26 protein-coding genes are annotated in these 24600 nt (G+C 59.5%); 23 read left to right on the top strand and 3 right to left on the bottom strand.

Going from position 1 to position 24600, the window contains the following annotated elements:
• Positions 1-211: 211 nt before the first annotated feature.
• From ACQG03_RS01810 to phnP, 16 genes are all read left to right on the top strand, one after another.
• Positions 212-547, top strand: a complete 336-nt coding sequence (locus ACQG03_RS01810; RefSeq protein ID WP_022646789.1) for a zinc ribbon domain-containing protein YjdM — start codon at positions 212-214, stop codon at positions 545-547.
• Positions 548-627: 80 nt separating this feature from the next.
• The gene (gene yjdN / locus ACQG03_RS01805) at positions 628-1059 is read left to right on the top strand and encodes a VOC family metalloprotein YjdN (protein ID WP_022646788.1); all 432 of its coding nucleotides are present in this window, start codon (positions 628-630) and stop codon (positions 1057-1059) included.
• A gap of 173 nt (positions 1060-1232) precedes the next feature.
• A complete protein-coding gene (gene phnC / locus ACQG03_RS01800; protein ID WP_003860210.1) occupies positions 1233-2021 on the top strand; it encodes a phosphonate ABC transporter ATP-binding protein in 789 nt (262 codons plus the stop codon).
• Positions 2022-2044: 23 nt separating this feature from the next.
• The gene (gene phnD / locus ACQG03_RS01795; RefSeq protein WP_022646786.1) at positions 2045-3061 is read left to right on the top strand and encodes a phosphonate ABC transporter substrate-binding protein; all 1017 of its coding nucleotides are present in this window, start codon (positions 2045-2047) and stop codon (positions 3059-3061) included.
• A gap of 50 nt (positions 3062-3111) precedes the next feature.
• Positions 3112-3906 carry a phosphonate ABC transporter, permease protein PhnE gene (gene phnE / locus ACQG03_RS01790; RefSeq protein ID WP_426726065.1) on the top strand — a complete coding sequence of 265 codons (795 nt, stop codon included), beginning with the start codon at positions 3112-3114 and terminating at the stop codon, positions 3904-3906.
• A gap of 5 nt (positions 3907-3911) precedes the next feature.
• Positions 3912-4637: a phosphonate metabolism transcriptional regulator PhnF gene (phnF, locus tag ACQG03_RS01785; RefSeq protein WP_022646784.1), complete on the top strand. Its 726-nt coding sequence runs from the start codon at positions 3912-3914 to the stop codon at positions 4635-4637.
• On the top strand, positions 4638-5090 hold the full coding sequence (phnG, locus tag ACQG03_RS01780; protein ID WP_023299115.1) for a phosphonate C-P lyase system protein PhnG: 453 nt from the start codon (positions 4638-4640) through the stop codon (positions 5088-5090).
• On the top strand, positions 5087-5671 hold the full coding sequence (phnH, locus tag ACQG03_RS01775) for a phosphonate C-P lyase system protein PhnH (RefSeq protein ID WP_023305278.1): 585 nt from the start codon (positions 5087-5089) through the stop codon (positions 5669-5671). Before phnG ends, phnH begins: the two co-directional genes overlap by 4 nt.
• Complete coding sequence (locus ACQG03_RS01770) at positions 5671-6735, top strand: carbon-phosphorus lyase complex subunit PhnI (protein ID WP_022646782.1); 1065 nt, start codon at positions 5671-5673, stop codon at positions 6733-6735. Before phnH ends, ACQG03_RS01770 begins: the two co-directional genes overlap by 1 nt.
• Positions 6728-7573: an alpha-D-ribose 1-methylphosphonate 5-phosphate C-P-lyase PhnJ gene (gene phnJ, locus ACQG03_RS01765; RefSeq protein ID WP_023299113.1), complete on the top strand. Its 846-nt coding sequence runs from the start codon at positions 6728-6730 to the stop codon at positions 7571-7573. Before ACQG03_RS01770 ends, phnJ begins: the two co-directional genes overlap by 8 nt.
• On the top strand, positions 7570-8325 hold the full coding sequence (gene phnK, locus ACQG03_RS01760; RefSeq protein ID WP_006177354.1) for a phosphonate C-P lyase system protein PhnK: 756 nt from the start codon (positions 7570-7572) through the stop codon (positions 8323-8325). Before phnJ ends, phnK begins: the two co-directional genes overlap by 4 nt.
• A 306-nt stretch (positions 8326-8631) precedes the next feature.
• Positions 8632-9312, top strand: a complete 681-nt coding sequence (phnL, locus tag ACQG03_RS01755) for a phosphonate C-P lyase system protein PhnL (protein ID WP_063163960.1) — start codon at positions 8632-8634, stop codon at positions 9310-9312.
• On the top strand, positions 9309-10445 hold the full coding sequence (gene phnM, locus ACQG03_RS01750) for an alpha-D-ribose 1-methylphosphonate 5-triphosphate diphosphatase (RefSeq protein WP_038415093.1): 1137 nt from the start codon (positions 9309-9311) through the stop codon (positions 10443-10445). Before phnL ends, phnM begins: the two co-directional genes overlap by 4 nt.
• A complete protein-coding gene (gene phnN, locus ACQG03_RS01745) occupies positions 10442-10993 on the top strand; it encodes a ribose 1,5-bisphosphokinase (RefSeq protein ID WP_032621424.1) in 552 nt (183 codons plus the stop codon). Before phnM ends, phnN begins: the two co-directional genes overlap by 4 nt.
• Entirely contained in the window at positions 10986-11420 is a 435-nt protein-coding gene (gene phnO, locus ACQG03_RS01740; RefSeq protein WP_063163961.1) for an aminoalkylphosphonate N-acetyltransferase, read from the top strand. Before phnN ends, phnO begins: the two co-directional genes overlap by 8 nt.
• 9 nt (positions 11421-11429) lie before the next feature.
• Entirely contained in the window at positions 11430-12188 is a 759-nt protein-coding gene (phnP, locus tag ACQG03_RS01735; RefSeq protein WP_023305273.1) for a phosphonate metabolism protein PhnP, read from the top strand.
• A 55-nt stretch (positions 12189-12243) separates the two neighbouring features.
• Here phnP and yjdP read toward each other — a convergent pair whose 3' ends face one another.
• Together yjdP and ACQG03_RS01725 are read right to left on the bottom strand one after the other, a co-directional pair.
• Entirely contained in the window at positions 12244-12567 is a 324-nt protein-coding gene (yjdP, locus tag ACQG03_RS01730) for a DDRRRQL repeat protein YjdP (protein ID WP_063163962.1), read from the bottom strand.
• A gap of 69 nt (positions 12568-12636) precedes the next feature.
• Positions 12637-14916 carry a hybrid sensor histidine kinase/response regulator gene (locus ACQG03_RS01725; RefSeq protein ID WP_063163963.1) on the bottom strand — a complete coding sequence of 760 codons (2280 nt, stop codon included), beginning with the start codon at positions 14914-14916 and terminating at the stop codon, positions 12637-12639.
• A gap of 181 nt (positions 14917-15097) precedes the next feature.
• On the opposite strand from ACQG03_RS01725, the gene ACQG03_RS01720 reads away from it, so the two are divergent.
• The 6 genes from ACQG03_RS01720 (at position 15098) to ACQG03_RS01695 (ending at position 21265) form a co-directional block, all read left to right on the top strand.
• A complete protein-coding gene (locus tag ACQG03_RS01720; protein ID WP_063163964.1) occupies positions 15098-16612 on the top strand; it encodes a sugar ABC transporter ATP-binding protein in 1515 nt (504 codons plus the stop codon).
• Positions 16613-16614: 2 nt separating this feature from the next.
• Positions 16615-17610: an ABC transporter permease subunit gene (locus ACQG03_RS01715; protein ID WP_003860239.1), complete on the top strand. Its 996-nt coding sequence runs from the start codon at positions 16615-16617 to the stop codon at positions 17608-17610.
• 28 nt (positions 17611-17638) lie between these two features.
• Entirely contained in the window at positions 17639-18580 is a 942-nt protein-coding gene (locus ACQG03_RS01710) for an ABC transporter substrate-binding protein (RefSeq protein WP_003860240.1), read from the top strand.
• Between the two features lie 108 nt (positions 18581-18688).
• On the top strand, positions 18689-19375 hold the full coding sequence (locus ACQG03_RS01705; RefSeq protein WP_063163965.1) for a D-lyxose/D-mannose family sugar isomerase: 687 nt from the start codon (positions 18689-18691) through the stop codon (positions 19373-19375).
• Positions 19376-19385: 10 nt separating this feature from the next.
• Complete coding sequence (locus tag ACQG03_RS01700) at positions 19386-20246, top strand: ketose 1,6-bisphosphate aldolase (RefSeq protein ID WP_048965641.1); 861 nt, start codon at positions 19386-19388, stop codon at positions 20244-20246.
• Complete coding sequence (locus tag ACQG03_RS01695) at positions 20246-21265, top strand: carbohydrate kinase family protein (RefSeq protein ID WP_426726064.1); 1020 nt, start codon at positions 20246-20248, stop codon at positions 21263-21265. The genes ACQG03_RS01700 and ACQG03_RS01695 overlap by 1 nt, the downstream gene beginning before the upstream one ends.
• On the opposite strand, the gene ACQG03_RS01690 is transcribed toward ACQG03_RS01695, so the two are convergent.
• On the bottom strand, positions 21247-21978 hold the full coding sequence (locus ACQG03_RS01690; protein ID WP_022646769.1) for a response regulator: 732 nt from the start codon (positions 21976-21978) through the stop codon (positions 21247-21249). The two genes, ACQG03_RS01695 and ACQG03_RS01690, sit on opposite strands and share 19 nt — an antisense overlap.
• Before the next feature lie 256 nt (positions 21979-22234).
• Here ACQG03_RS01690 and fdhF point away from each other — a divergent pair, with 256 nt between their 5' ends.
• Positions 22235-24382, top strand: coding sequence for a formate dehydrogenase subunit alpha (gene fdhF / locus ACQG03_RS01685; RefSeq protein WP_080465274.1), 2148 nt, complete (start codon positions 22235-22237; stop codon positions 24380-24382).
• Positions 24383-24600 lie beyond the last annotated feature (218 nt).

Raw genomic sequence — 24600 nt, 5'->3', positions numbered from 1 at the left:
TTATCATCATAACGATCACTGCTGTGCAGGGCATAAGCTTCCCTTAATTCACTGACAGTTCGTGTCATCTTTTACGCATTTTTGCGCTATTTTTCTAAAACAATATCACCGACAAAAGTGGGGATTTGCGTTATACTCGCTGCCTTTTTCGGCACACTGCCGTCATTTAGCTGGCGTTTTCCAGCGTGTTAACACTTTTGAGGATACCAACATGCAACTTCCACACTGCCCGAAATGCAATTCTGAATACACCTATGAAGACAATGGCATGTTCGTTTGCCCGGAATGCGCCCATGAATGGAACGATGCGGAGCCTGCGCAGGACAGCGATACGCTGATTGTGAAAGATGCGAACGGCAACCTGCTGTCAGACGGCGACAGCGTTACCGTTGTGAAAGATCTGAAGGTAAAAGGCAGTTCTTCCATGCTGAAGATTGGTACCAAAGTGAAAAACATCCGTCTTGTTGAAGGCGATCATAATATCGATTGCAAAATTGACGGCTTCGGTCCGATGAAACTGAAATCTGAGTTCGTGAAAAAGAACTGATTGACCCGCCCGGTGACGCTTCGCTTACCGGGCGTCCGGGAACTACACTTAACGGGCTTTTCTTACGTGAGGTAAAGATTATGCCGTTAAGTCCCTACATCTCTTTCGCCGGCAACTGTGCGGAGGCCACCGCCTTCTATCAGCAGGCCGTCGGCGCAGAACTCCTCTACAAAATCACCTTCGGCGAAATGCCTAAAGACGAAAACAGCGAAGAAGGCTGTCCGTCCGGCATGAACTTCCCGGATACCGCCATCGCCCACTCTAACGTCCGCATCGCGGGCAGCGACATTATGATGAGCGACGGGATACCGCCTGGCAGCAGCGCGCAATACGCGGGTTTCACACTGGTGCTCGACACCCAGGATGTGTCGGAAGGCAAGCGCTGGTTCGACAACCTCGCCGATGGCGGCAATATTGAAATGGCCTGGCAGGAGACCTTCTGGGCGCACGGATTCGGCACTGTGACCGACAAATACGGCGTGCCGTGGATGATTAACGTCGTTAAATCGTAGGCTGGATAAGCGCAGCGCATCCGGCAACAGCGTCCGGTGGCGCTGCGCTGACCGGGCCTACGGTGATTGTCATCAAATCCCCCTCAACTCTTCAAACTCCCGCAACCAACACTTAACCTGAATGTCATATTGATACGCCAGCATGAGGCCACATTTATCGTGAGGCCCAGCACATGCAAACTGTCATTCGCGTCGAGAAACTGAGCAAAACCTTCCATCACAACAAGGCGCTGCATGCCGTTGATCTGACCGTCCAGCAGGGCGAAATGGTGGCGCTGCTGGGGCCATCCGGTTCAGGAAAATCCACCCTTCTTCGTCACTTAAGCGGCCTCATTACCTGTGACAAAACGCCGGAAAGCCGCGTCGAGCTGCTGGGTAACACCGTGCAACATGCGGGGCGTCTGGCGAGCGATATTCGCAAAAGCCGCGCGCAGACGGGCTATATCTTTCAGCAGTTCAACCTTGTGAACCGCCTGACGGTGCTCGAGAACGTGCTGATTGGCGCGCTCGGCAGCACCCCGTTCTGGCGCACCTGCCTGCGCTGGTTCTCCCCTTCCCAGAAACAAGAAGCCTTACAGGCGCTGACCCGCGTCGGCATGGCGCATTTTGCCCACCAGCGCGTCTCAACGCTCTCCGGCGGACAGCAGCAGCGCGTCGCCATCGCCCGCGCCCTGATGCAGAAAGCCAAAATCATTCTGGCCGATGAGCCTATCGCCTCGCTGGATCCGGAATCGGCCCGCATCGTGATGGAAACCCTGCGCGACATCAACCAGAACGACGGCATCACCGTGGTGGTGACGCTGCATCAGGTGGATTACGCCCTGCGCTACTGCGAGCGCATCGTCGCCCTGCGTCAGGGCCACGTGTTCTTCGATGGCGCCAGCCATCAGTTTGATAACGAACGTTTTGATCATCTCTACCGCAGCGTAAACCGCGTCGAAGAACGCGCGCAGGCTGCTTAACGCCCCGATAACGAGGAATGGAAATGAACTACAAAGCCGTTGCCGCGCTGGCCTTCACCAGCATGTTCAGCATCAGCACCCTGTTAAGCCCGGCCTGGGCAGAGGAACAGGAAAAAGCGTTGAACTTTGGCATCATTTCAACGGAATCACAGCAAAACCTGAAGCCGCAGTGGGAACCGTTCCTGAAAGATATGGAAACCAAACTGGGGATCAAAGTGAACGCCTTCTTCGCCCCGGACTACGCGGGCATTATCCAGGGAATGCGCTTCAACAAAGTCGACATCGCGTGGTACGGCAACCTCTCTGCCATGGAAGCGGTAGATCGCGCCAACGGCCAGGTCTTTGCCCAGACCGTTGCAGCAGACGGCTCCCCGGGCTACTGGAGCGTGCTGATCGTTAACAAAGACAGCCCGATCAACAACCTCAACGATATGCTCGCCAAACGCAAAGAGCTGACCTTTGGTAACGGCGACCCGAATTCTACGTCCGGCTTCCTCGTCCCGGGTTACTACGTCTTCGCGAAAAACAACATCTCCGCCAGCGACTTCAAGCGCACGGTCAACGCCAGCCACGAAACCAACGCCCTGGCCGTAGCGAACAAGCAGGTAGACGTTGCCACCAACAACACTGAAAACCTCGACAAGCTGAAGACCTCCGCGCCGGACAAGCTGAAAGCGCTGAAGGTGATCTGGAAATCGCCATTGATCCCGGGCGACCCGATTGTGTGGCGTAAAAACCTCTCCGAAAGCACCAAAGACAAGGTCTACGACTTCTTTATGAACTACGGCAAAACGCCGGAAGAGAAAGCGGTGCTGGCGCACCTGGGCTGGGCACCGTTCCGCGCGTCCAGCGATTTGCAGCTGGTGCCGATTCGCCAGCTGGCGCTGTTTAAACAGATGCAGGGCGTGAAGGACAACAAAGGTCTGAAGGAAGAAGAGAAAACCAGCAAAGTGTCGGAAATTCAGGCGCAGCTGGACGATCTCGACCGCCTGACCGCCGCGCTCGGGGCGATGACCAGCGTGAATAAAGCGGTGCAGTAACTCAAGTCCCCTCTCCCACAGGGAGAGGGAGAACAGATTAAGGAGCCAACATGCAAACCATCACCCTCCCGCCGCCAAAGCGCAGCTGGTTCTCGCTCATAAGCTGGGCCGTTCTGCTGGCGGTGCTCGTTATCTCCTGGAAGGGCGCGGAGATGGATCCGCTGCTGCTCTTCAGGGACTCGGGCAACATGGCGACCTTCGCCGCCGACTTCTTCCCGCCGGACTTCAGCCAGTGGCAGGACTACCTCAGTGAAATGGCCACCACCCTGCAAATCGCCGTCTGGGGCACCGCCCTCGCCGTGATCCTCTCCATTCCGTTTGGCCTGATGAGCGCCGAAAACATCGTGCCGTGGTGGATCTACCAGCCGATGCGTCGCCTGATGGACGCCTGTCGCGCCATCAACGAAATGGTCTTTGCGATGCTGTTCGTGGTCGCCGTCGGCCTGGGTCCGTTCGCTGGCGTGATGGCGCTGTTCATCCACACCACCGGCGTACTCTCCAAGCTGCTCTCCGAAGCGGTTGAAGCCATCGAGCCCGGCCCGGTGGAAGGCATCCGCGCAACCGGCGCGAACAAAATCGAAGAGATCCTCTACGGCGTCCTGCCGCAGGTCATGCCGCTGCTCATCTCCTATTCGCTATACCGCTTCGAGTCCAACGTTCGCTCCGCCACCGTGGTCGGCATGGTGGGCGCAGGCGGTATTGGCGTCACCCTGTGGGAAGCGATTCGCGGTTTCCAGTTCCAGCAAACCTGCGCATTGATGGTGCTTATCATCGTCACCGTCAGCCTGCTGGATTTCCTCTCTCAACGCTTGCGTAAGCACTTCATCGGAGAAGCGAGGCTTTGATTGGTATGCACTTATCCAGACATCCGACCAGTTACCCTACCCGCTGGCAAGAGATTGCGGCAAAGCTCGAAGTGGAGCTGCGCACGCACTATCGGTGCGGCGACTACCTGCCTGCCGAGCAGCAGCTTGCCGACCGCTACGAAGTGAATCGCCACACCCTGCGTCGCGCCATCGATCAGCTGGTGGAACGCGGCTGGGTCCAGCGTCGTCAGGGCGTCGGCGTGCTGGTGCTGATGCGTCCGTTTGACTACCCGCTCAATGCTCAGGCGCGTTTTAGCCAGAACCTGCTCGATCAGGGCAGCCACCCCACCAGCGAAAAGCTGCTGTCTGTCCTGCGCCCGGCCTCCCGCCACGTAGCGGACGCGCTGGGGATTCAGGAGGGCGACAACGTCGTTCACCTGCGCACGTTGCGCCGGGTGAACGGCGTGGCGGTCTGTCAGATCGACCACTACTTCGCGGACCTCTCCCTCTGGCCCGTGCTGCAACATTTCGCCAGCGGTTCCCTGCATGATTTTCTTCAGGAGGCGACGGGTATCGCGCTCAAACGCACCCAGACGCGCATCAGCGCCCGCCGCGCGCAGGCTAAAGAGAGCAAGGTACTGGAGATCCCCAACATGGCCCCGCTGCTCTGCGTGCGCACCCTCAACCACCGTGACGGCGACGTCAACGCAACGGAATACTCCGTCAGCCTGACCCGCGCCGACATGATTGAATTTACCATGGAGCACTGAATGCACTTCGACACCTCCACTCGTCAGCGCTGGATGCGCGTGCTGGCCCACAGCCAGCCTGCTGCGCTGGCTGCCCGCATGAACGCGCTCGGCCTGACGCCGGACTACGACACGATCCGCGCGCCGGAGATCGGCCTGGTGCAGATCCAGGCACGCATGGGCGGCACCGGCGAGCGCTTCTTCGCCGGCGATGCCACCCTCACCCGCGCGGTGATCCGCCTGAGCAGCGGCACGCTGGGCTACGGCTACGTACTTGGACGCGACAAAACGCACGCCGAGCGCTGCGCGGTTATCGACGCGCTTTTACAGGAACAGCCGCATTTTCAGACCTTAATGGAAACCCTTATTGCCCCGCTGGAAGCTGACCGCGCCGCACGCCTTGCCGCGCGTCAGGCCGAAGTGAATACCAGCCGGGTCGACTTCTTTACGCTCGTTCGCGGAGACAACGCATGACGCTTCAACCTGCCTTTACCCTGGCCGTCCAGGATGCCCAACAGAGTTTCCGTCGCCTGCTGAAAGCCATGAGCGAGCCCGGCGTGATCGTCTCGCTGCACCAGCTTTCGCAGGGCTGGCTGCCGTTGAATCTCGCCTCTACCAGCGTGCTGCTGACGCTGGCGGACAACGACACGCCGGTATGGCTGTCAGGGGCATTGCTGAACGATATCGCCAGCCAGAACCTGCGCTTTCATACCAACGCGCCGCTGGTCGAGCAGCCCCAGCAGGCGGTCTTCGCCGTGGCAGACGAGCAAATCAGCCACGAGCAGCTTAACGCCCTGAGCGAAGGCAGCGCCGTCGCACCGGAAACTAGCGCCACGCTGATCCTGCAAGTCTCCAGCCTGAGCGGTGGTCGCATGCTTCGCCTGACGGGTGCAGGCATCGCCGACGAGCGGATGGTCGCCCCCCAGCTGCCGGAGTGCATCATCCATGAGCTGACCGAGCGTCCGCATCCGTTCCCGCTCGGCATTGACCTGCTCCTGACCTGCGGCGAGCGCCTGCTGGCGATCCCGCGAACTACCCACGTGGAGGTGTGCTGATGTACGTTGCCGTCAAAGGGGGCGAGAAGGCGATCGCCGCCGCCCATGCCTTGCAGGCGCACAGACGCCGGGGGGATGACGCTCTTCCCGAGCTGAGCGTCGCCCAGATTGAACAGCAGTTAAACCTGGCCGTCGACCGCGTGATGACCGAAGGCGGCATCGCGGACCGTGAGCTGGCGGCACTGGCGCTGAAACAGGCCAGCGGCGATAACGTGGAAGCCATCTTCCTGCTGCGCGCTTACCGCACAACGCTTGCGAAGCTGGCGGTGAGCGAGCCGGTAAATACGGCGGAAATGCGTTTAGAGCGCCGTATTTCTGCGGTGTATAAAGATATTCCTGGCGGCCAGCTGCTTGGCCCCACCTACGACTACACCCATCGTCTGATGGACTTCGCTCTGCTGGCAAACGGTGAAACACCGCAGCTCAGCGCCTCTGATGCTGAACAAGACGCCTCCCCGCACGTCTTTAGCCTGCTGGCAAACCAGGGGCTGGCGAAGGCGGAAGAAGACACCGGCAGCACGCCGGATGACATCACCCGCACGCCGCCGGTCTATCCCTGTTCGCGCTCGTCCCGTCTGCAACAGCTGATGCGCGGCGACGAAGGCTATCTGCTGGCGCTGGCCTACTCCACGCAGCGCGGCTACGGGCGCAACCACCCGTTCGCGGCAGAGATCCGCAGCGGCTATCTCGATGTCGAAATTGTGCCAGAAGAGCTGGGGTTTGCGGTGAACATCGGCGAACTGCTGATGACCGAGTGCGAAATGGTCAACGGTTTTGTCGCGCCAGAGAATGAAGATCCACACTTTACCCGCGGCTACGGGCTGGTGTATGGCCTGAGCGAGCGCAAGGCGATGGCGATGGCGCTGGTTGACCGTGCGCTCCAGGCGCCGGACTACGGCGAGCATATTGCAGGCCCGGCACAGGACGAAGAGTTCGTGCTGGCCCACGCGGATAACGTTGAGGCCGCGGGCTTTGTCTCGCACCTCAAGCTGCCGCACTACGTCGATTTCCAGGCCGAACTGGAACTGCTGAAACGCCTGCAACGGGAGCGCGCCAATGGCTAACTTAAGCGGCTACAACTTTGCCTATCTGGACGAGCAAACTAAACGCATGATCCGCCGCGCCATCCTTAAGGCTGTGGCGATCCCCGGCTACCAGGTGCCGTTCGGCGGCCGCGAAATGCCGATGCCCTACGGCTGGGGCACCGGCGGTATTCAAATCACCGCCAGCGTGATTGGCGAAGCGGACGTTCTGAAGGTCATCGACCAGGGGGCAGACGACACCACCAACGCCGTGTCGATCCGCAACTTCTTCAGGCGCGTAACGGGCGTCAACACCACTGAAAAAACCGAAGACGCGACGCTGATCCAGACCCGTCACCGCATCCCGGAAACCCCGCTGACGGAAGATCAGATTTTGATTTTCCAGGTGCCGATCCCGGAGCCGCTGCGCTTTATCGAGCCGCGGGAAACCGAAACCCGCACCATGCACGCCCTGGAAGAGTACGGGATCATGCAGGTCAAACTGTATGAGGACATCGCCCGCTTCGGCCATATCGCCACCACCTACGCCTACCCGGTGAAGGTGAACGGCCGCTACGTGATGGACCCGTCGCCGATCCCGAAATTCGATAACCCGAAGATGGACATGATGCCCGCCCTGCAACTTTTTGGTGCCGGACGTGAAAAACGCATCTACGCCGTACCGCCGTTTACCCGCGTAGAGAGCCTGGATTTCGACGATCACCCGTTTACGGTGCAGGAGTGGGACGAGCCGTGCGCCATCTGCGGATCCAAACACAGCTATCTGGATGAAGTGGTGCTGGACGACACGGGCAAACGGATGTTTGTCTGCTCCGACACCGATTACTGCCGCCAACAGAGCGAGGCGAACAGCCAATGAAACCGCTGCTTTCGGTTAACAACCTGACTCACCTTTATGCGCCGGGCAAAGGCTTTAGCGACGTGTCGTTTGAGCTGTGGCCGGGCGAAGTGCTGGGCATCGTCGGCGAGTCCGGCTCCGGTAAAACCACCCTGCTGAAGTCCATCTCCGCGCGCCTGACGCCGCAGAATGGCGACATTTTGTATGAGGGCGCATCGCTGTACGGCATGAGCGAAGCCGAGCGCCGCCGCCTGCTGCGCACCGAGTGGGGCGTGGTGCATCAGCACCCGATGGACGGCCTGCGCCGTCAGGTGTCAGCGGGGGGCAACATCGGTGAACGGCTGATGGCCACCGGCGCACGCCACTACGGCAATATCCGCGCCACGGCGCAGCACTGGCTGGAGGAAGTTGAAATCCCCGCCTCGCGCATCGACGACCTGCCGACCACCTTCTCCGGCGGCATGCAGCAACGTTTACAGATTGCCCGCAATCTCGTCACCCATCCGAAGCTGGTGTTTATGGACGAACCGACCGGCGGGCTGGACGTATCCGTGCAGGCGCGCCTGCTCGACCTGCTGCGCGGCCTGGTGGTGGAGCTGAACCTGGCGGTGGTGATTGTCACCCATGATTTAGGCGTTGCGCGCCTGCTGGCGGACCGCTTGCTGGTGATGAAGCAAGGTCAGGTGGTGGAAAGTGGGTTAACCGACCGGGTGCTCGACGATCCGCATCATCCGTATACCCAGCTGCTGGTGTCGTCGGTGTTGCAGAACTGAGGGCGCTGTTGCCGGGTGGCGCTGCGCTTACCCGGCCTACGAACAGCGCACCCGTAGGCCGGGTAAGGCTAAGCCGCCACCCGGCAAAACGAACACCGCACCCGTAGGCCGGGTAAGGCGAAGCCACCACCCGGCAAAACGAACACCGCACCCGTAGGCCGGGTAAGGCGAAGCCACCACCCGGCAAAACGAACACCGCACCCGTAGGCCGGGTAAGGCGAAGCCGCCACCCGGCAAAACGAACACCGCACCCGTAGGCCGGGTAAGGCGAAGCCGCCACCCGGCAAAACAAATCGCGAGGCAAAAATGATCCACGTTGAAAATGTCAGTAAAACCTTTGTGCTCCACCAGCAAAACGGTGTCCGCCTGCCGGTACTGCAAAATGCCTCATTAGAGGTCAGCAACGGCGAATGCGTGGTGCTGCATGGCCATTCCGGCAGCGGAAAATCCACCCTGCTGCGCTCCCTGTATGCCAACTACCTGCCGGACGAAGGCCATATTTATATCCGCCATAACAATGAATGGGTCGATCTGGTCCAGGCTCCCGCGCGCAAGGTGCTGGAAGTACGCCGCTCGACGATCGGCTGGGTCAGCCAGTTCCTGCGGGTGATCCCGCGGATCTCTGCCCTGGACGTGGTCATGCAGCCCCTGCTGGATCTCGGCGTGCCGCGCGAAACCTGCGCCGCTAAAGCCGCCAGCCTGCTGACGCGTCTCAACGTACCGGAGCGTCTGTGGCACCTCGCCCCGTCGACCTTTTCCGGCGGCGAACAGCAGCGCGTGAACATCGCCCGCGGCTTTATCGTCGATTACCCGATTTTACTCCTGGATGAACCCACCGCCTCGCTCGACAGTAAGAACAGCGCAGCGGTGATGGAACTGATCGAACAGGCCAAAGCGCGCGGCGCGGCGATCGTCGGGATCTTCCACGACGACGCCGTACGCCATCGCGTGGCGGACAGACTGCACCCGATGGGGACAAACGTATGATTATCAATAACGTCAGGCTGGTACTGGAAAATGAGGTCGTGAACGGCTCGGTTGAGGTCCGGGACGGTGTCATCCGCGCGTTTGCTGAAACCCAGAGCCGCTCACCGGACGCGATGGATGGCGAAGGCGGCTGGCTGCTGCCGGGGCTGATTGAGCTGCATACCGATAATCTTGATAAATTTTTCACGCCCCGCCCGAAGGTCGACTGGCCCGCGCATTCAGCGATGAGCAGCCACGACGCGCTGATGGTCGCCAGCGGCATCACCACGGTGCTGGACGCGGTGGCGATCGGCGACGTGCGCGACGGCGGCGATCGGCTGGAGAACCTGGAGAAGATGATCAACGCCGTGGAGGAGACGCAAAAGCGCGGCCTCAACCGCGCCGAGCACCGCCTGCACCTGCGCTGCGAGCTGCCGCACCACACTACCCTGCCGCTGTTTGAAAAGCTGGTGGGCCGCGAGCCGGTCTCGCTGGTTTCCCTGATGGATCACTCGCCGGGGCAGCGCCAGTTCGCCAACATTGAAAAGTATCGCGAATACTATCAGGGCAAATACGCGCTCAATGATGCCGAGATGGCGCGCTATGAAGAAGAGCAGCTCCAGCTTGCGGCGCGGTGGTCGCAGCCGAATCGTCTCTCCATTGCCGCGATGTGCCGTGACCGTAATATTGCCTTGGCCAGCCATGATGATGCCACGCACGACCATGTTCGCGAATCCCACCAGCTTGGGAGCGTGATCGCCGAATTTCCCACCACGTTCGAGGCGGCAGAGGCATCGCGTAAGCATGGCATGAACGTGCTAATGGGTGCGCCGAACATCGTGCGCGGCGGGTCGCACTCCGGAAACGTGGCGGCAAGCAAGCTCGCCTCCCTCGGCCTGCTGGATATCCTCTCATCTGACTATTACCCCGCCAGCCTGCTGGACGCGGCCTTCCGCGTCGCGGACGACGAAGGCAATAGCTTCACGCTGCCGCAGGCGATTCGCCTGGTGACGAAAAACCCGGCCTCGGCGCTTAATCTTCACGATCGCGGGGAAATCGCCGAGGGGAAACGGGCCGATCTGGTGCTGGCGCACCGTAAGGGCGAGCACATTCATATCGACCACGTCTGGCGTCAGGGAAAAAGGGTGTTCTGATGGGAAGACTCATCTGGTTAATGGGCCCGTCCGGCTCCGGGAAGGACAGCCTGCTGTCGGCGTTACGGCAGCGGGAACACTCACAGCTGCTGGTGGCGCACCGCTATATCACGCGCGATGCCAACGCCGGAAGCGAAAACCATATCGCCCTGAGCGAGCAGGAGTTTTTTACCCGCGCCGGACAAAACCTGCTGGCGCTAAGCTGGCATGCCAACGGTTACTACTATGGCGTCGGCATTGAGATCGACCTCTGGCTGCACGCGGGGTTCGACGTGCTGGTTAACGGCTCACGGGCGCATCTCCCGCAGGCTCGCGCCCGGTACGAAGCGGCGCTGCTCCCGGTCTGTTTGCAGGTTTCCCCGGAGGTTCTGCGTAGCCGGCTGCAAAAGCGGGGGCGCGAAAACGCACGCGAGATCGACCAGCGGCTGGAACGGGCGGCGCGCTACACCCCGTCGGGTTGCCATCTCCTCAATAACGACGGAAGTTTGCTACAGTCAGTCGAGACCTTTCTATCGCTTATTCGCCAGAAGGAGAAACAGCATGCCTGACTGCCAGCTTCGCCCCGCCACCGCCAACGATGCGCCGATCGTTTACGCTCTGATCTGCGAACTTAAGCAGGCCGAGTTCGATCATCAGGCGTTTCACGCCGGGTATCTGGCCAACTTGCAGGATCACAATATGCGCTACCAGCTGGCCGAGCTGGACGGGAAGATCATCGGGATGATCGGCCTGCACATGCAGTTTCACCTGCACCACGCCCGCTGGATCGGCGAGATCCAGGAGCTGGTGGTGATGCCGCAGGCGCGCGGATTGAAAGTGGGCAGCCAGCTGCTGGCCTGGGCAGAGGAGATCGCACGCCAGGCAGGCGCCGAGCTGACCGAGCTTTCCACCAGCGTGAAGCGCGTGGACGCGCACCGTTTTTATGTTCGTGAAGGGTATACGCAAAGCCATTTCCGCTTCACCAAACCGCTGTAGAGGTGCGTTATGAGTCTGACGATCACGCTAACAGGAACGGGAGGGGCGCAGCTGGTGCCGGTGTTTGGCTGCGACTGCGCGGCGTGCCGACGGGCGCGTTTACAGGAAAATTATCGCCGTCGCCCCTGCAGCGCGGCGGTGAAATTCAACGATGCGGTCACCTTGCTGGACGCGGGTATTCCACACCTGATGGACGACTGGCCCGCAGGGAGTTTCAGGCAGTTTTTGCTTACCCATTATCATATGGATCACGTTCAGGGGCTGTTTCCTCTGCGCTGGGGCGTGGGGGCGACCATTCCGGTTTACGGTCCGCCGGACGACGCAGGCTGTGACGACCTGTTCAAACATCCGGGCCTTCTGGATTTCAGCCACACGGTGGAGCCGTTTGTGACGTTTGAACTTCAGGGCTTGCGGGTCACGCCGCTGCCGCTCAACCATTCAAAACTCACATTTGGCTATCTGCTGGAGTCCGCCCACAGTCGCGTGGCGTGGCTTTCTGATACCGCCGGGCTACCGGATAAAACGGTGACATTTCTGCTAAATAATCAGCCGCAGGCGATGATTATTGACTGTAGCCATGAACCGCGCCAGGAGACGCCGCGCAACCACTGTGATTTGAATACGGTGATTGCGCTGAACGAGGTGATTGGCTGTCCGCAGGTGATCCTGACGCATATCAGCCATCAGTTTGACGTCTGGATGATGGATAACCCGCTGCCGTCCGGCATTGAAGCGGGGTATGACGGGATGGTGCTGGTGCTGGATTAGGTTTTGCCGGGTGGCGGCTGCGCCTTACCCGGCCTACGCGTTGCGATACCGGGGTTTACCACCGATCGTAATCATCCTCTAACCGGCGCTCATCCTCCTCTAACCGACGCCGGTCGTCATCCAGCTGCCGCTGACGCTCGTCTAAGCGCTGGCGTCGGTCTTCTAACTGCCGGCGACGATCGTCGTACTGGCGGCTGTCGGTTTGACGGCTGCGATCGTAACGATCGTCGTCATCGTCATTACGGCTGCTGCCGGGGTTATAGGCGTCGTTGATCGCCTGCTGAATATTGCCAATAGCATCATCAATCACATCGGCATGCGCCAGTTGGCTGGTTAAAGTCAGCAGACCAAATAACAGGACGGTAGAGTAACGTTTCATAAGGCCAGACTCGCAGGTGAACTGGCCTTAAAGTAATGACTGGCTGTTAGCGGGAGTAGCGGAGGAATCTCAAATTACCATCACCTTGCGCAGCGCCTGCGCCAGCTGTGCGCGGGTGAACGGTTTTCGCAGTAACGGAACGTCCGGCAGCTGCGGGTTATGCGCCGGGCGCAAATCCTGCCCGCTGATCAGCAGAACCGGCAACTGCGGATAGTGGCTGCGTACATGGCCGATCACCTCCGCACCGCTCAGGCCGCCCGGCAACATCAGGTCGCTGATAAACATACCGATATCCGGCGACGCGTCCAGCATGTTCAGCGCCTGCTCGCCGTTTTCGGCTTCAAGTGTCAGGTAGCCAAGCTGGTGCAGTTGCTCGCACAGGGTCTGCCGCACGCCCGCCTCATCTTCCAGGACCAGCACAAGCAGCTCACTTTCTGCCGGGGCCGTGGTCGCCAGCACGACATCATCGGAGAACGCGGGCAGCGTCGAGCGCGGCAGCTGGAGCCGCACGGTGGTTCCCTGCCCCGGCGCGCTTTCGATCTCAACGCGACCACCCGACTGGCGCACAAAGCCGTACACCATCGACAGCCCTAGCCCGCTGCCGCTGCCGGTCTGTTTGGTGGTGAAGAACGGTTCAAAGACCTGCGATTTCACCTCCTGCGACATCCCGCAGCCGTGGTCAATCACCTCCAGCGCGACCATATCCTGCCTGCGCCCGTCGCTGCGGGTCACACGCTGGTTCCAGGTGCGGATTTTGATCACACCGTATTGCCCCTCCATTGCGTCACGGGCGTTCATTACCAGGTTGATAATGGCGTTTTCCAGCTGGCTGACGTCAATCCATGCGGGCCACGCCGGGGTTTGCGCTTCAATATCCAGCGTCAGCGTGGCGGGAAGCGAGTGCCGCATCAGCTCGCTCAGGTTCTCCAGCAGCGGCTTCATCTCTACCGCATGGGGATGCAGGGATTGCTTGCGCGAGAAGGCCAGCAGACGCTGGGTGAGCATGGCTCCGCGTTCCGCGGCTTTAAGCGCACGGGTGATGCGCGGCGCGTCCGGTGATGCCGAATCGGTCAGCTCCAGACTGCCGATAATCACCGCCAGCAGGTTATTAAAATCATGCGCCAGGCCACCCGTCAGTTGCCCGACCGCCTTCATTTTCTGGCTGTGCAGCAGCGCCTCCTCCAGCCCCTGACGTTCGATGCGGTCAACCTCCATCTGTGAGGTCTTCTCCTTCAGCAGCCGCGTGGTGTGCTCCAGCGAAGCGGTATTGCGGGCGAAAACGTTAAACGCGCGCGCCAGTTCCCCCAGCTCATCACGCCGCTGTAGCGCGGGCACCGACACATCCTGCTCCCCATGAGCGAGGCGCGACATCGCCCTTGAGATAGCCGTCAGGTTGGAGCCCAGATTGCGGTAAATATACCAGCAGGCACAGCCGGTGATGATCAGCGCCAGCACCGCGAAGATGCTGATAAACACGCTGATGGATTGCAGCTCGTGATGGCTCTGGGCCGTGCGAAGCCGGGAAGCCTGCGCCACCTGTTCAACGTACTGATTAATGTCGCTGTTTAATATCGCCACCAGCGCCTTGATGTGGAACATGTACCAGCTGATGGACAGTTCGCTCTCCTCCAGCTGCGTCGACAGTGGTGCGAGCTTGCGCAGCTCATCATTAAAATCCGGGAGCACCAGGTTGGCCACCGGTTGCAGGGCGCTCGCGGATAACCCCGCGGTTACTGCATCCAGCTGCTGCACCGTGGCGCGCGGTGAAGGGGTATCAATGGCGGCAACGATCAGCCTGTCCATCTCTGCAAGCTGTCGGGCGTCTGGCACATTGCTCGCGTAACGGCGGTTGATATCCTGCAAATGACGCAGGTAGCTTTGGCTTTGATAGAGCGAGCTGAGCAGCGCGTTACGCTCCAGATGCCGCTTTTGCCCGCGCTCCAGCATTCCCGTCACGCTCTGCTGTAATTCATTACTCCTGCGAATAATTCGCGCCACCAGCGCCGGCTCCTGCTGCGCCAGCGGCGCATCGGCAAGTTGATCCAGCGAGTGGCGCAGCGCCATCTGCGTCTGTTTCAGCCGCTCGGCTTCGCCTTTGTACTCCAGCGCACCGACCACCTGCGACAGCCGCACCGCCGCCGTTGCCACATTTGCGGTATCACGGGCGAGGTTCATGCTGCCGGTCATGTCATCCAGCGTTTGCTGTTGGACCTGCTCCTGGATCTGGCTGGCGTGACGAAAGCCGAGCACCGCCACACCGCTGACCATCAGCGTGACGGCGACCACCAGCAGATTAAAAATCAGCAGGCGTCCGCGGGCGCTGGTGAAGAACGGGGGGCGTGAAGACATGGGTTTGGGCTCCTCTGCGGATTGGTGCCTTCACCCTGGCCCTCTCCCACAGGGAGAGGGAAAAGGAAAATGTGATGGCGATTAGCTATTCATAACTATGACAAATATGAACAGCTTCTGACATTTTGCATTTACGCGCCTGTGATGAAGTGCAGATATCGACATTCACAGGAGATCCGCCATGAGCAGAACCCCGGTTTTAGAGATGCGCCACATTGCCAAAACCTTTGGCAATTTCCACGCGCTCAAGGGCGTGGATTTGACGGTTTTCCCCGGTGAGATCCACGCGCTGATGGGGGAAAACGGCGCCGGAAAAAGCACGCTGATGAAGATCCTCGCAGGAGCCTATACCGCCAGCAGCGGCGACATCCTCATCGACGGCAAGCCATTTCACATCAAAGGTCCGAAGGATGCGCTGGCCGCAGGCATTACCCTGATTTATCAGGAGATGCAGCTTGCTCCTAACCTGACCGTGGCAGAAAACATTTTTCTCGGCAGCGAGCTGTCGCGCGGCGGGCTGGTCCAGCGCAAAGAGATGGCTGCCCAGGCGCAGGCGGTCATTGACCGCCTCGGTGCGCAGTTCAGCGCCACCGACCTGGTCATGAAGCTGACGATCGCCGAGCAGCAGCAGGTGGAGATCGCCCGCGCCCTGCACCGCAACAGCCGCATTCTGGTGATGGACGAACCTACCGCCGCCCTCTCCTCACGCGAAACCCACCGTCTGTTCGAACTGATTTTGCGCCTGCGCGATGAAGGCATGGCGATTATTTACATCAGCCACCGGATGGCGGAAGTGTATGAACTCTCGGACCGCGTCAGCGTGCTGCGCGACGGGCAATACGTCGGCAGCCTGACGCGCGACAGGCTCAACGCCTCCGAGCTGGTGCGCATGATGGTGGGCCGTCCGCTCAGCGATCTGTTTAACAAAGAGCGCGATATTCCCCTCGGCAGCCCGCGTCTTAACATCCACCACCTCACCGACGGCAAAAAAGTGCAGCCCTGTAGTTTGCAGGTGCGCTCCGGTGAAATCGTCGGACTGGCGGGTCTGGTCGGGGCCGGGCGTTCCGAGCTGGCGCAGCTGATCTTCGGCGTGCGCAAAGCCACCGGCGGCATGATTGAGGTGGACGGCGAACCGGTGGTGATCCACTCCCCGCGCGCGGCCATTGAGAACGGCATCGGTTTTCTTACCGAGAACCGCAAGGAGCAAGGTCTGTTTCTGGAGCTGGCGGCGCAGGAGAACATCACTATGGCGACGCTGGAGCGCGACGCCACCTTCGGCTGGCTGAACCGCAAAAAAGCGCAGTCGATTTCCGATGACGCCATCGCCCTGCTCAATATCCGCGTGCCCCATTCACAGGTGCGCGCGGGCGGGCTCTCCGGCGGCAACCAGCAAAAACTGCTGATCTCCCGCTGGGTGGCGATAGGCCCGCGCATTCTGATTCTGGACGAGCCCACGCGCGGCGTAGACGTCGGCGCAAAAAGCGAGATCTACCGCATCATGAACCAGATGGCGCGCAAAGGCGTTGCGATACTGATGATCTCCAGCGAGCTGCCGGAAGTAGTAGGGATGAGCGACCGGGTGTACGTGATGCGGGAAGGCAGCATTGCGGGTGAACTGCACGGGCGCGACATCTCTCAGGAAAACATCATGACGCTGGCAACCGGCGTAAACGACACACATCATCAGGCGGTGTAATTATGACAACTCCAACCCATCCGCAGCAGGTGGCGAAATCCGCCTCCGCCAAAAAAATGCTGATGAGCGATCTGATGCAAACGATCGGCATTTTGCCGATTTTAATCCTGATTGTGGCGGTATTTGGCTTTATCGCCCCGAACTTTTTCACCGAGAGCAACCTGCTCAACATTACCCGGCAGGCGTCGATCAACATTGTCCTGGCGGCCGGGATGACCTTCATCATCCTGACCGGCGGGATTGACCTCTCCGTGGGCTCGATTCTGGGCACCACGGCAGTGGCGGCGATGGTGGTCTCGCTTATCCCTGAATTTGCGATGCTCTCCATTCCGGCGGCGCTGATGCTCGGTATGGTGCTGGGGCTGTTCAACGGTGCGCTGGTGGCCTTCGCCGGACTTCCGCCGTTTATCGTCACGCTCGGCACCTATACGGCGCTGCGCGGCGCGGCCTACCTGTTGGCGGACGGCACGACGGTTATTAACTCCAACATTAACTTCGAGTGGATCGGCAATAACTACCTCGGCCCGATTCCGTGGCTGGTGGTGATCGCCCTGGCGGTGATTGTGGTGTGCTGGTTCATCCTGCGCCGCACCACCCTCGGCGTTCACATCTATGCGGTTGGTGGCAACATGCAGGCGGCACGCTTAACCGGCATTAAGGTCTGGCTGGTGCTGCTGTTTGTCTACGGCATGAGTGGCCTGCTCTCGGGCTTAGGCGGCGTGATGAGCGCTTCACGTCTCTACAGCGCCAACGGCAACCTCGGCACGGGGTACGAGCTGGATGCGATTGCGGCGGTGATCCTCGGCGGCACCAGCTTCGTCGGCGGGATCGGCACGATCACCGGCACCCTGGTGGGCGCGCTGATCATCGCCACCCTCAACAACGGCATGACGCTGATGGGCGTCTCCTATTTCTGGCAGCTGGTGATCAAAGGGGCGGTGATCATCATAGCGGTGCTGATCGACAAATACCGTACCCGACACCATCAAAGTGCATAACAACAATACCCTACGTGAGGAATACAGCATGAGATTGAAGCCCTTAGTGACCGCGCTCTGTGCTGGCGCGCTGCTGGCCGCAACTCCGTTTGCGCAGGCAAAAGATCTGAAATCCATCGGCGTGACGGTGGGTGACCTGGCTAACCCGTTCTTCGTGCAGATCACCAAAGGTGCCGAGCTGGAAGCGCGCAAGCTGGCGGGAGATAACGTCAAGGTGACGCTGGTCTCCAGCGGGTACGATCTGGGCCAGCAGGTGTCGCAGATCGATAACTTCATTGCGGCGAAAGTAGACATGATCATCCTCAATGCCGCGGATTCCAAAGGGATCGGCCCCGCGGTAAAACGCGCTAAAGAGGCGGGGATCGTGGTCGTGGCGGTGGACGTGGCGGCGGAAGGGGCCGATGCGACCATCACCTCCGATAACACTCAGGCGGGAGAAATGGCCTGTAAGTACATTACCGACCGCCTGAAAGGTAAAGGCAACGTGGTGATCATCAACGGACCGCCGGTTTCTGCGGTACAAAACCGCGTGGAGGGCTGCCAGACCGAGTTCAGGCGCCACCCGGATATCAAAGTGCTCTCGGATAATCAGAACGCCAAAGGCAGCCGCGAAGGCGGCCTGGAGGTCATGACCTCCCTGCTGGCGGCCAATCCGAAGATCGACGGCGTATTCGCGATTAACGATCCTACCGCAATCGGCGCCGATCTGGCCGCGAAGCAGGCGCAGCGCAACGAGTTCTTTATCGTTGGCGTGGATGGCAGCCCGGACGGTGAAGAAGCCCTGAAGCGCGAAAACTCCCTGTTTGTGGCGACGCCGGCGCAGGATCCGCAGGTGATGGCGGCGAAGGCGGTGGAGATCGGCTATGACATTCTTCAGGGCAAACCTGCGCCGAAAGAGCCTGTGCTGATCCCGGTGACGATGATCGATAAAAAGAACGTCGGCACGTATAAGGGGTGGACGGTTAAGTAAGCCCCTCACCCCCGGCCCTCTCCCCAAAGGAGAGAGGGTGTTCAAGTTCCCTCTCCCCTTTGGGGAGAGGGTTAGGGTAAGGGGGCGGCAAAAACTCAAGGAGTCCCCATGAAACGCTCCGACATAAATGAAATCCTCGGCCACACGCGGCAGTTCTTCTCCATGCACGGCGTGCATCTCCCGCCGTTTGCCAGCTTTCCGCCGACAAAATGGCAGCAGCTTGACCAGGCAGCATGGCAGGAGGTGTTTGACCTCAGGCTCGGCTGGGACGTGACGGCATTTGGTGGCAACAACTTCGCTGCACAGGGGTTAACGCTGTTCACCCTGCGCAACGGCTCCCCCAACGGCGTGCCCTATGAAAAGTGCTATGCCGAAAAAATCATGCACGTCCGCGACGGCCAGGTGACGCCGATGCATTTTCACTGGCGCAAGCGGGAGGACATTATTAACCGCGGCGGCGGGAATCTGATTATTGAGTTATGGAATGCGGGCGCGCATGAAGAGACCGAAAACACCGACGTGACCGTCACGATAGACGGCTGTCGGCAGACGCACGCGCCCGGCAGCCAGCTGCGCCTCACGCCTGGGGAGAGCATCTGCCTGACGCCCGGCCTGTACCACAGTTTCTGGGGTGAACGCGGCTTTGGTGACGTGCTGGTGGGCGAAGTGTCGTCGGTCAATGACGATGAACACGACAACCACTTTTTACAGCCCATTGACCGCTACAACACCATTGAAGAAGACGAACCGGCGGTGCTGGTGCTGTGCAACGAGTACACCCTCTTTCGGATATAAGGAGTGAATGATGCCATTGATTTCTCTTGCCGACGGTCTGGCCCACGCCAGGGAACACCGCTACGCCCTGGGCGCGTTCAACGTGCTCGACTCCCATTTTCTGCGCGCGCTGTTTGCCGCCGCGAAGCAGGAACGCTCGCCGTTTATCATCAACATCGCCGAAGTGCATTTTAAGTACGTGTCTCTGGAGTCGCTGGTAGAAGCGGTGAAATTCGAAGCTGCCCGCCACGATATTCCCGTGGTGCTGAACCTCGACCACGGCCTGCATTTTGAGGCGGTGGTGCGCGCCCTGCGTTTAGGGTTCAGCTCGGTGATGTTCGACGGCTCCACGCTGAGCTATGAGGAAAATATCCGCCAGACCCGGGAAGTGGTGAAGATGTGCCACGCGGTGGGCGTCTCGGTAGAGGCGGAGCTGGGCGCGGTAGGCGGGGATGAAGGTGGCGCGCTGTACGGTCATGCGGATGAAGCCTTCTTTACCGACCCGCAACTGGCGCGCGAATTTGTTGATTCAACCGGCATCGATGCGCTGGCGGTTGCCATTGGCAACGCGCACGGCAAATACAAGGGCGAGCCGAAGCTTGATTTTCCGCGTCTGGACGCCATTCGCCAGCAGACGGGCCTGCCGCTGGTTTTACACGGTGGCTCTGGCATAAGCGACACTGATTTCCGCCGCGCCATTGAACTCGGTATTCATAAAATCAATTTTTATACCGGCATGTCGCAGGCCGCACTTGCCGCCGTTGAGCAACGCATGGCGAACCGCCAACCGCTTTACGATGAGTTTGCCGAGCTGCTGCTGGGCATTGAAGAGGCCATTACCGATACGGTTGCGGAACAGATGCGCATCTTCGGCAGTGCGGGGCAGGCCTAATGGAACGCAAAGGGATCGTCGCCGCAGGCAATATGCTGGTGGATCACGTCCACCAGATCGTACAGTGGCCGGAGCGCGGCTGGCTGGCAGAAATCACCCACAGCGAACGCTCAACCGGCGGTGCGCCGCTCAACGTTCTGCTGACGCTGGCAAAAATGCACGTCGGCCTGCCGTTACAGGCGATGGGGCTGATTGGGGAAGACAGCGACGGAGACTATATTCTGGCGATGCTCGACCAGTATCACGTCAATCGCCAGCGCGTGCAGCGCACGACGTTCTCCCCAACGTCGATGTCGCAGGTGATGACCGACCCCAGCGGACAGCGCACTTTTTTCCACTCGCCGGGCGCCAACCGCCTGCTGGATCTTCCCGCCTTCGATCGTTTAGACGGATCGCTGAAGATCTTCCATCTCGGCTATCTGCTGCTGCTCGACAGCCTGGATATGCCGGACGAGGAATTTGGCACCCGCAGCGCGCGGTTACTGGCACAGATGCACGATCAGGGGTATGAAACCTCGCTCGATCTGGTGTCCCGCAAGGGCGACCCGCGCTATCAGCCGCTGGTGCTCCCTGCCCTGCGCCATCTTGATTATCTGGTGATTAACGAGCTGGAAGCCGGTGAGTTTAGCGGGCTTGAGATCCGCGACGGCCATGATGCGCTGAACATGGCCCATATCGCCGACGCTGCCGCACAGCTGCTGGCGGCAGGCGTGCGGCAGCGGGTGGTGATCCACTGTCCGGAAGGGGCATGGGGTGAATCGCCGGGTGAAAAAGGGCAATGGGTTCCGTCGTGGAAGCTGACGCAGGACGAGATTATCGGCAGCGTCGGCGCGGGCGACGCGTTTTGCGCGGGCTTTTTATACGGCTGCCATGAATCCCTGCCGCTGACGGAGAGTATTTATCTGGCGCACGCCTGCGCGCGGGCCAGCCTGCTGGCGGCTAATGCAATTGACGGCGCGAAAACGCTGGCCGAGCTTCAGACGTTTATTCAGGAGAACGGTCAGGCGGCTTTCTCATGATGGGAAACGTCCGTGGCAAAAACATAGCCCAGACCGCGAATGGTTTTGATCAGCAGAGGCTGGTGCGGATTGACCTCAATTTTTCGCCGCAGCCGCATGATCAGCACGTCGATAGTGCGGTCAAAGACCTCGGCGCTTTCGCTGTGGGTCAGTTCAAGCAGCTGTTCACGGCTCAGTACCCGGCGGGCGTTTTGCGTTAATGCCAGCAGCAGGCCATATTCGCCCTGGGTTAACGGCACGGTATTACGCTGCGGATCGCTCAGCTCGCAGCGGGTGGTGTCCAGCGTCCAGCCGTTAAAAGCAATACCCTCAACGCGCGGCGCGGCAGGCTCCGCGGCCAGCGCGCCGGTACGACGCAGCACCGCCTTAACGCGGGCGACCACCACGCGCGGATTGAACGGTTTTCCGATGTAATCATCAGCGCCCATTTCCAGCCCGACAACCACATCTGATTCACTTCCCAGCCCCGTCAGCATCACCACCGGTAGCGACGGTCGCCGCTTTTGCATCTGCAGCAAAACCTGTAATCCGTTGATATCCGGCAGCATCATGTCCAGCAGAACCAGCGCAATGCCGGAGTCCTGCTGGACACGGTTCACCGCTTCCTGACCGGTGTGACACGTCAACACGGTAAAGACGTGCTCGCTGAGCACATCCTGTAGCAGTTCGCAGACTGCGACATCATCATCAACCACCAGAATCGCCGGTTTCATCGCATGCTTCCGTCAGGGAATTATGTTAAGTCTGAACCATTCTGCCGCCGGCTCCAGCCGAATTGTTTTTTACGTGACGGAAATTCAATCCATGTCACATCCCCTGCCCTTTCGACACGTCAATTTTGACGATTGGCTGTTTTTCGTCAGGGTTTTGCCCCGCAAAGGGTCGTAAAGTCAGGAAATACCCATAGTAAAAACATGGCATAGAAGCTGCATATTGGGCAGGTAAGAACTGTTTAACTGGAGCAAAGTGATGAAAAAAGTCGTCACGGTTTGCCCTTATTGTGCCTCAGGTTGCAAGATCCACCTGGTGGTCGATAACGGCAAAATCGTCCGGGCGGAAGCGGCGCAGGGTAAAACCAATCAGGGCACGCTGTGCCTGAAAGGGTACTACGGCTGGGATTTTATTAACGATACCCAAATCCTCACCCCGCGCCTGAAAACCCCTATGATCCGCCGCGAGCGCGGCGGCAAGCTGGAAGCCGTCTCCTGGAATGAAGCGCTGGATTATGTTGCCACGCGCCTTAGCGCCATCAAGGCCAAGTATGGCCCGGATGCGATTCAGACCACCGGCTCTTCACGCGGAACCGGGAATGAAACCAACTATGTGATGCAAAAATTCGCGCGCGCCGTTATTGGTACCAATAACGTCGACTGCTGCGCTCGCGTCTGACACGGCCCATCGGTTGCAGGTCTGCACCAGTCGGTCGGTAACGGCGCAATGAGTAATGCCATCAATGAGATAGATAACACCGATCTGGTGTTCATCTTCGGCTATAACCCGGCGGATTCTCACCCTATCGTCGCGAATCACGTGATTCGCGCCAAACAGAACGGGGCGAAAATCATCGTCTGCGATCCGCGCAAAATTGAAACCGCGCGCATTGCCGATATGCACATCGCACTGAAAAACGGCTCGAACATCGCGCTGTTAAATGCAATGGGGCACGTCATTATTGAGGAGAACCTCTACGACCAGGCGTTTGTCGCAAGCCGTACGGAAGGGTTTGAAGAGTATCGCAAGATTGTCGAAGGCTATACGCCGGAGTCCGTTGAGGCGATAACCGGCGTCAGCGCACAGGAGATCCGCCAGGCGGCGCGGATGTACGCCGGAGCGAAAACCGCCTCTATTCTGTGGGGTATGGGCGTGACCCAGTTCTACCAGGGCGTGGAAACCGTGCGCTCGCTCACCAGCCTCGCCATGTTGACCGGCAATCTGGGTAAAGCGCATGTGGGCGTGAACCCGGTACGTGGTCAGAATAACGTGCAGGGCGCGTGCGACATGGGCGCGCTGCCGGACACCTATCCGGGCTACCAGTACGTCAAATTCCCGGAAAATCGCGAGAAATTCGCGAAGGCCTGGGGCGTGGAGAGCCTGCCTGAGCACACGGGGTATCGCATCAGCGAGCTGCCGCACCGCGCGGCGCACGGTGAAGTGCGTGCGGCCTACATCATGGGTGAAGATCCGCTCCAGACCGACGCCGAGTTGTCTGCGGTGCGCAAAGGGTTTGAGGATCTGGAGCTGGTGATTGTTCAGGATATCTTTATGACCAAAACCGCGGCGGCGGCGGATGTGATTTTACCGTCGACCTCCTGGGGAGAGCATGAAGGTGTCTATACGGCGGCAGACCGCGGCTTCCAGCGCTTCTTCAAGGCTGTCGAGCCGAAGTGGGATCTGAAAACGGACTGGCAGATCATCAGCGAAATCGCCACCCGCATGGGCTACCCGATGCACTACAACAACACCCAGGAGATCTGGGACGAGTTGCGGCATCTGTGCCCGGACTTTTATGGGGCAACCTATGAAAAAATGGGTGAGCTAGGCTACATCCAGTGGCCATGCCGGGATGAGTCAGAGGCGGATCAGGGAACGTCGTACCTCTTTAAAGAAAAATTCGACACCCCGAACGGGCTGGCGCAATTCTTCACCTGCGACTGGGTCGCGCCGATCGATAAACTCACCGACGAGTATCCGATGGTGCTCTCCACCGTGCGTGAAGTGGGCCATTACTCCTGCCGTTCCATGACCGGCAACTGCGCCGCGCTGGCGGCGCTGGCGGATGAACCGGGCTACGCGCAGATCAACACCGCCGATGCCGAACGGCTCGGTATTGAAGATGAAGCGCTGGTGTGGGTGAACTCGCGTAAAGGCCGCATCATTACCCGCGCGCAGGTCAGCGACCGTCCGAACAAAGGCGCGGTCTATATGACCTACCAGTGGTGGATTGGCGCCTGTAACGAGCTGGTGACGGAGAACTTAAGTCCGATAACCAAAACGCCGGAGTATAAATACTGCGCCGTAAACGTGGAGCCCATAGCGGATCAGCGCGCAGCGGAACAGTACGTGATCGACGAATATAACAAGCTGAAAGCCCGCCTGCGTGAAAGCGCAATGGGATGAAGCTGTTAATTAATCGCTGACTAAATGGGGTGAGATATTCACCCCATTATTATTTCTGGCATCGCTATTAATAATAACAATATATTTCTCTGAAGACGTCTCGCAGAAAAATGTAATTTGCGCGAAAATTAATTACATCTTTGCATTTTAATTCAGAGGGATAAGATATGCGGCGGGTGCTTAAGACTTTCTGTCTTGAGCATTGTTGAGGGACAGAA

The organism is Enterobacter cloacae complex sp. 342H5 (genome assembly GCF_050030905.1).
Lineage (GTDB): Bacteria > Pseudomonadota > Gammaproteobacteria > Enterobacterales > Enterobacteriaceae > Enterobacter > Enterobacter intestinihominis.
The sequence above is the reverse complement of the archived record's forward strand: the minus strand, read 5'-3'. Positions and strand labels throughout refer to the sequence as shown.

Coding starts and splice junctions, on each gene's coding strand:
- ACQG03_RS01810 (WP_022646789.1), top strand. CDS start 212: ATGCAACTTCCACACTGCCCGAAATGCAATTCTGAATACACCTATGAA.
- yjdN (WP_022646788.1), top strand. CDS start 628: ATGCCGTTAAGTCCCTACATCTCTTTCGCCGGCAACTGTGCGGAGGCC.
- phnC (WP_003860210.1), top strand. CDS start 1,233: ATGCAAACTGTCATTCGCGTCGAGAAACTGAGCAAAACCTTCCATCAC.
- phnD (WP_022646786.1), top strand. CDS start 2,045: ATGAACTACAAAGCCGTTGCCGCGCTGGCCTTCACCAGCATGTTCAGC.
- phnE (WP_426726065.1), top strand. CDS start 3,112: ATGCAAACCATCACCCTCCCGCCGCCAAAGCGCAGCTGGTTCTCGCTC.
- phnF (WP_022646784.1), top strand. CDS start 3,912: ATGCACTTATCCAGACATCCGACCAGTTACCCTACCCGCTGGCAAGAG.
- phnG (WP_023299115.1), top strand. CDS start 4,638: ATGCACTTCGACACCTCCACTCGTCAGCGCTGGATGCGCGTGCTGGCC.
- phnH (WP_023305278.1), top strand. CDS start 5,087: ATGACGCTTCAACCTGCCTTTACCCTGGCCGTCCAGGATGCCCAACAG.
- ACQG03_RS01770 (WP_022646782.1), top strand. CDS start 5,671: ATGTACGTTGCCGTCAAAGGGGGCGAGAAGGCGATCGCCGCCGCCCAT.
- phnJ (WP_023299113.1), top strand. CDS start 6,728: ATGGCTAACTTAAGCGGCTACAACTTTGCCTATCTGGACGAGCAAACT.
- phnK (WP_006177354.1), top strand. CDS start 7,570: ATGAAACCGCTGCTTTCGGTTAACAACCTGACTCACCTTTATGCGCCG.
- phnL (WP_063163960.1), top strand. CDS start 8,632: ATGATCCACGTTGAAAATGTCAGTAAAACCTTTGTGCTCCACCAGCAA.
- phnM (WP_038415093.1), top strand. CDS start 9,309: ATGATTATCAATAACGTCAGGCTGGTACTGGAAAATGAGGTCGTGAAC.
- phnO (WP_063163961.1), top strand. CDS start 10,986: ATGCCTGACTGCCAGCTTCGCCCCGCCACCGCCAACGATGCGCCGATC.
- phnP (WP_023305273.1), top strand. CDS start 11,430: ATGAGTCTGACGATCACGCTAACAGGAACGGGAGGGGCGCAGCTGGTG.
- yjdP (WP_063163962.1), bottom strand. CDS start 12,567: ATGAAACGTTACTCTACCGTCCTGTTATTTGGTCTGCTGACTTTAACC.
- ACQG03_RS01725 (WP_063163963.1), bottom strand. CDS start 14,916: ATGTCTTCACGCCCCCCGTTCTTCACCAGCGCCCGCGGACGCCTGCTG.
- ACQG03_RS01720 (WP_063163964.1), top strand. CDS start 15,098: ATGAGCAGAACCCCGGTTTTAGAGATGCGCCACATTGCCAAAACCTTT.
- ACQG03_RS01715 (WP_003860239.1), top strand. CDS start 16,615: ATGACAACTCCAACCCATCCGCAGCAGGTGGCGAAATCCGCCTCCGCC.
- ACQG03_RS01710 (WP_003860240.1), top strand. CDS start 17,639: ATGAGATTGAAGCCCTTAGTGACCGCGCTCTGTGCTGGCGCGCTGCTG.
- ACQG03_RS01705 (WP_063163965.1), top strand. CDS start 18,689: ATGAAACGCTCCGACATAAATGAAATCCTCGGCCACACGCGGCAGTTC.
- ACQG03_RS01700 (WP_048965641.1), top strand. CDS start 19,386: ATGCCATTGATTTCTCTTGCCGACGGTCTGGCCCACGCCAGGGAACAC.
- ACQG03_RS01695 (WP_426726064.1), top strand. CDS start 20,246: ATGGAACGCAAAGGGATCGTCGCCGCAGGCAATATGCTGGTGGATCAC.
- ACQG03_RS01690 (WP_022646769.1), bottom strand. CDS start 21,978: ATGAAACCGGCGATTCTGGTGGTTGATGATGATGTCGCAGTCTGCGAA.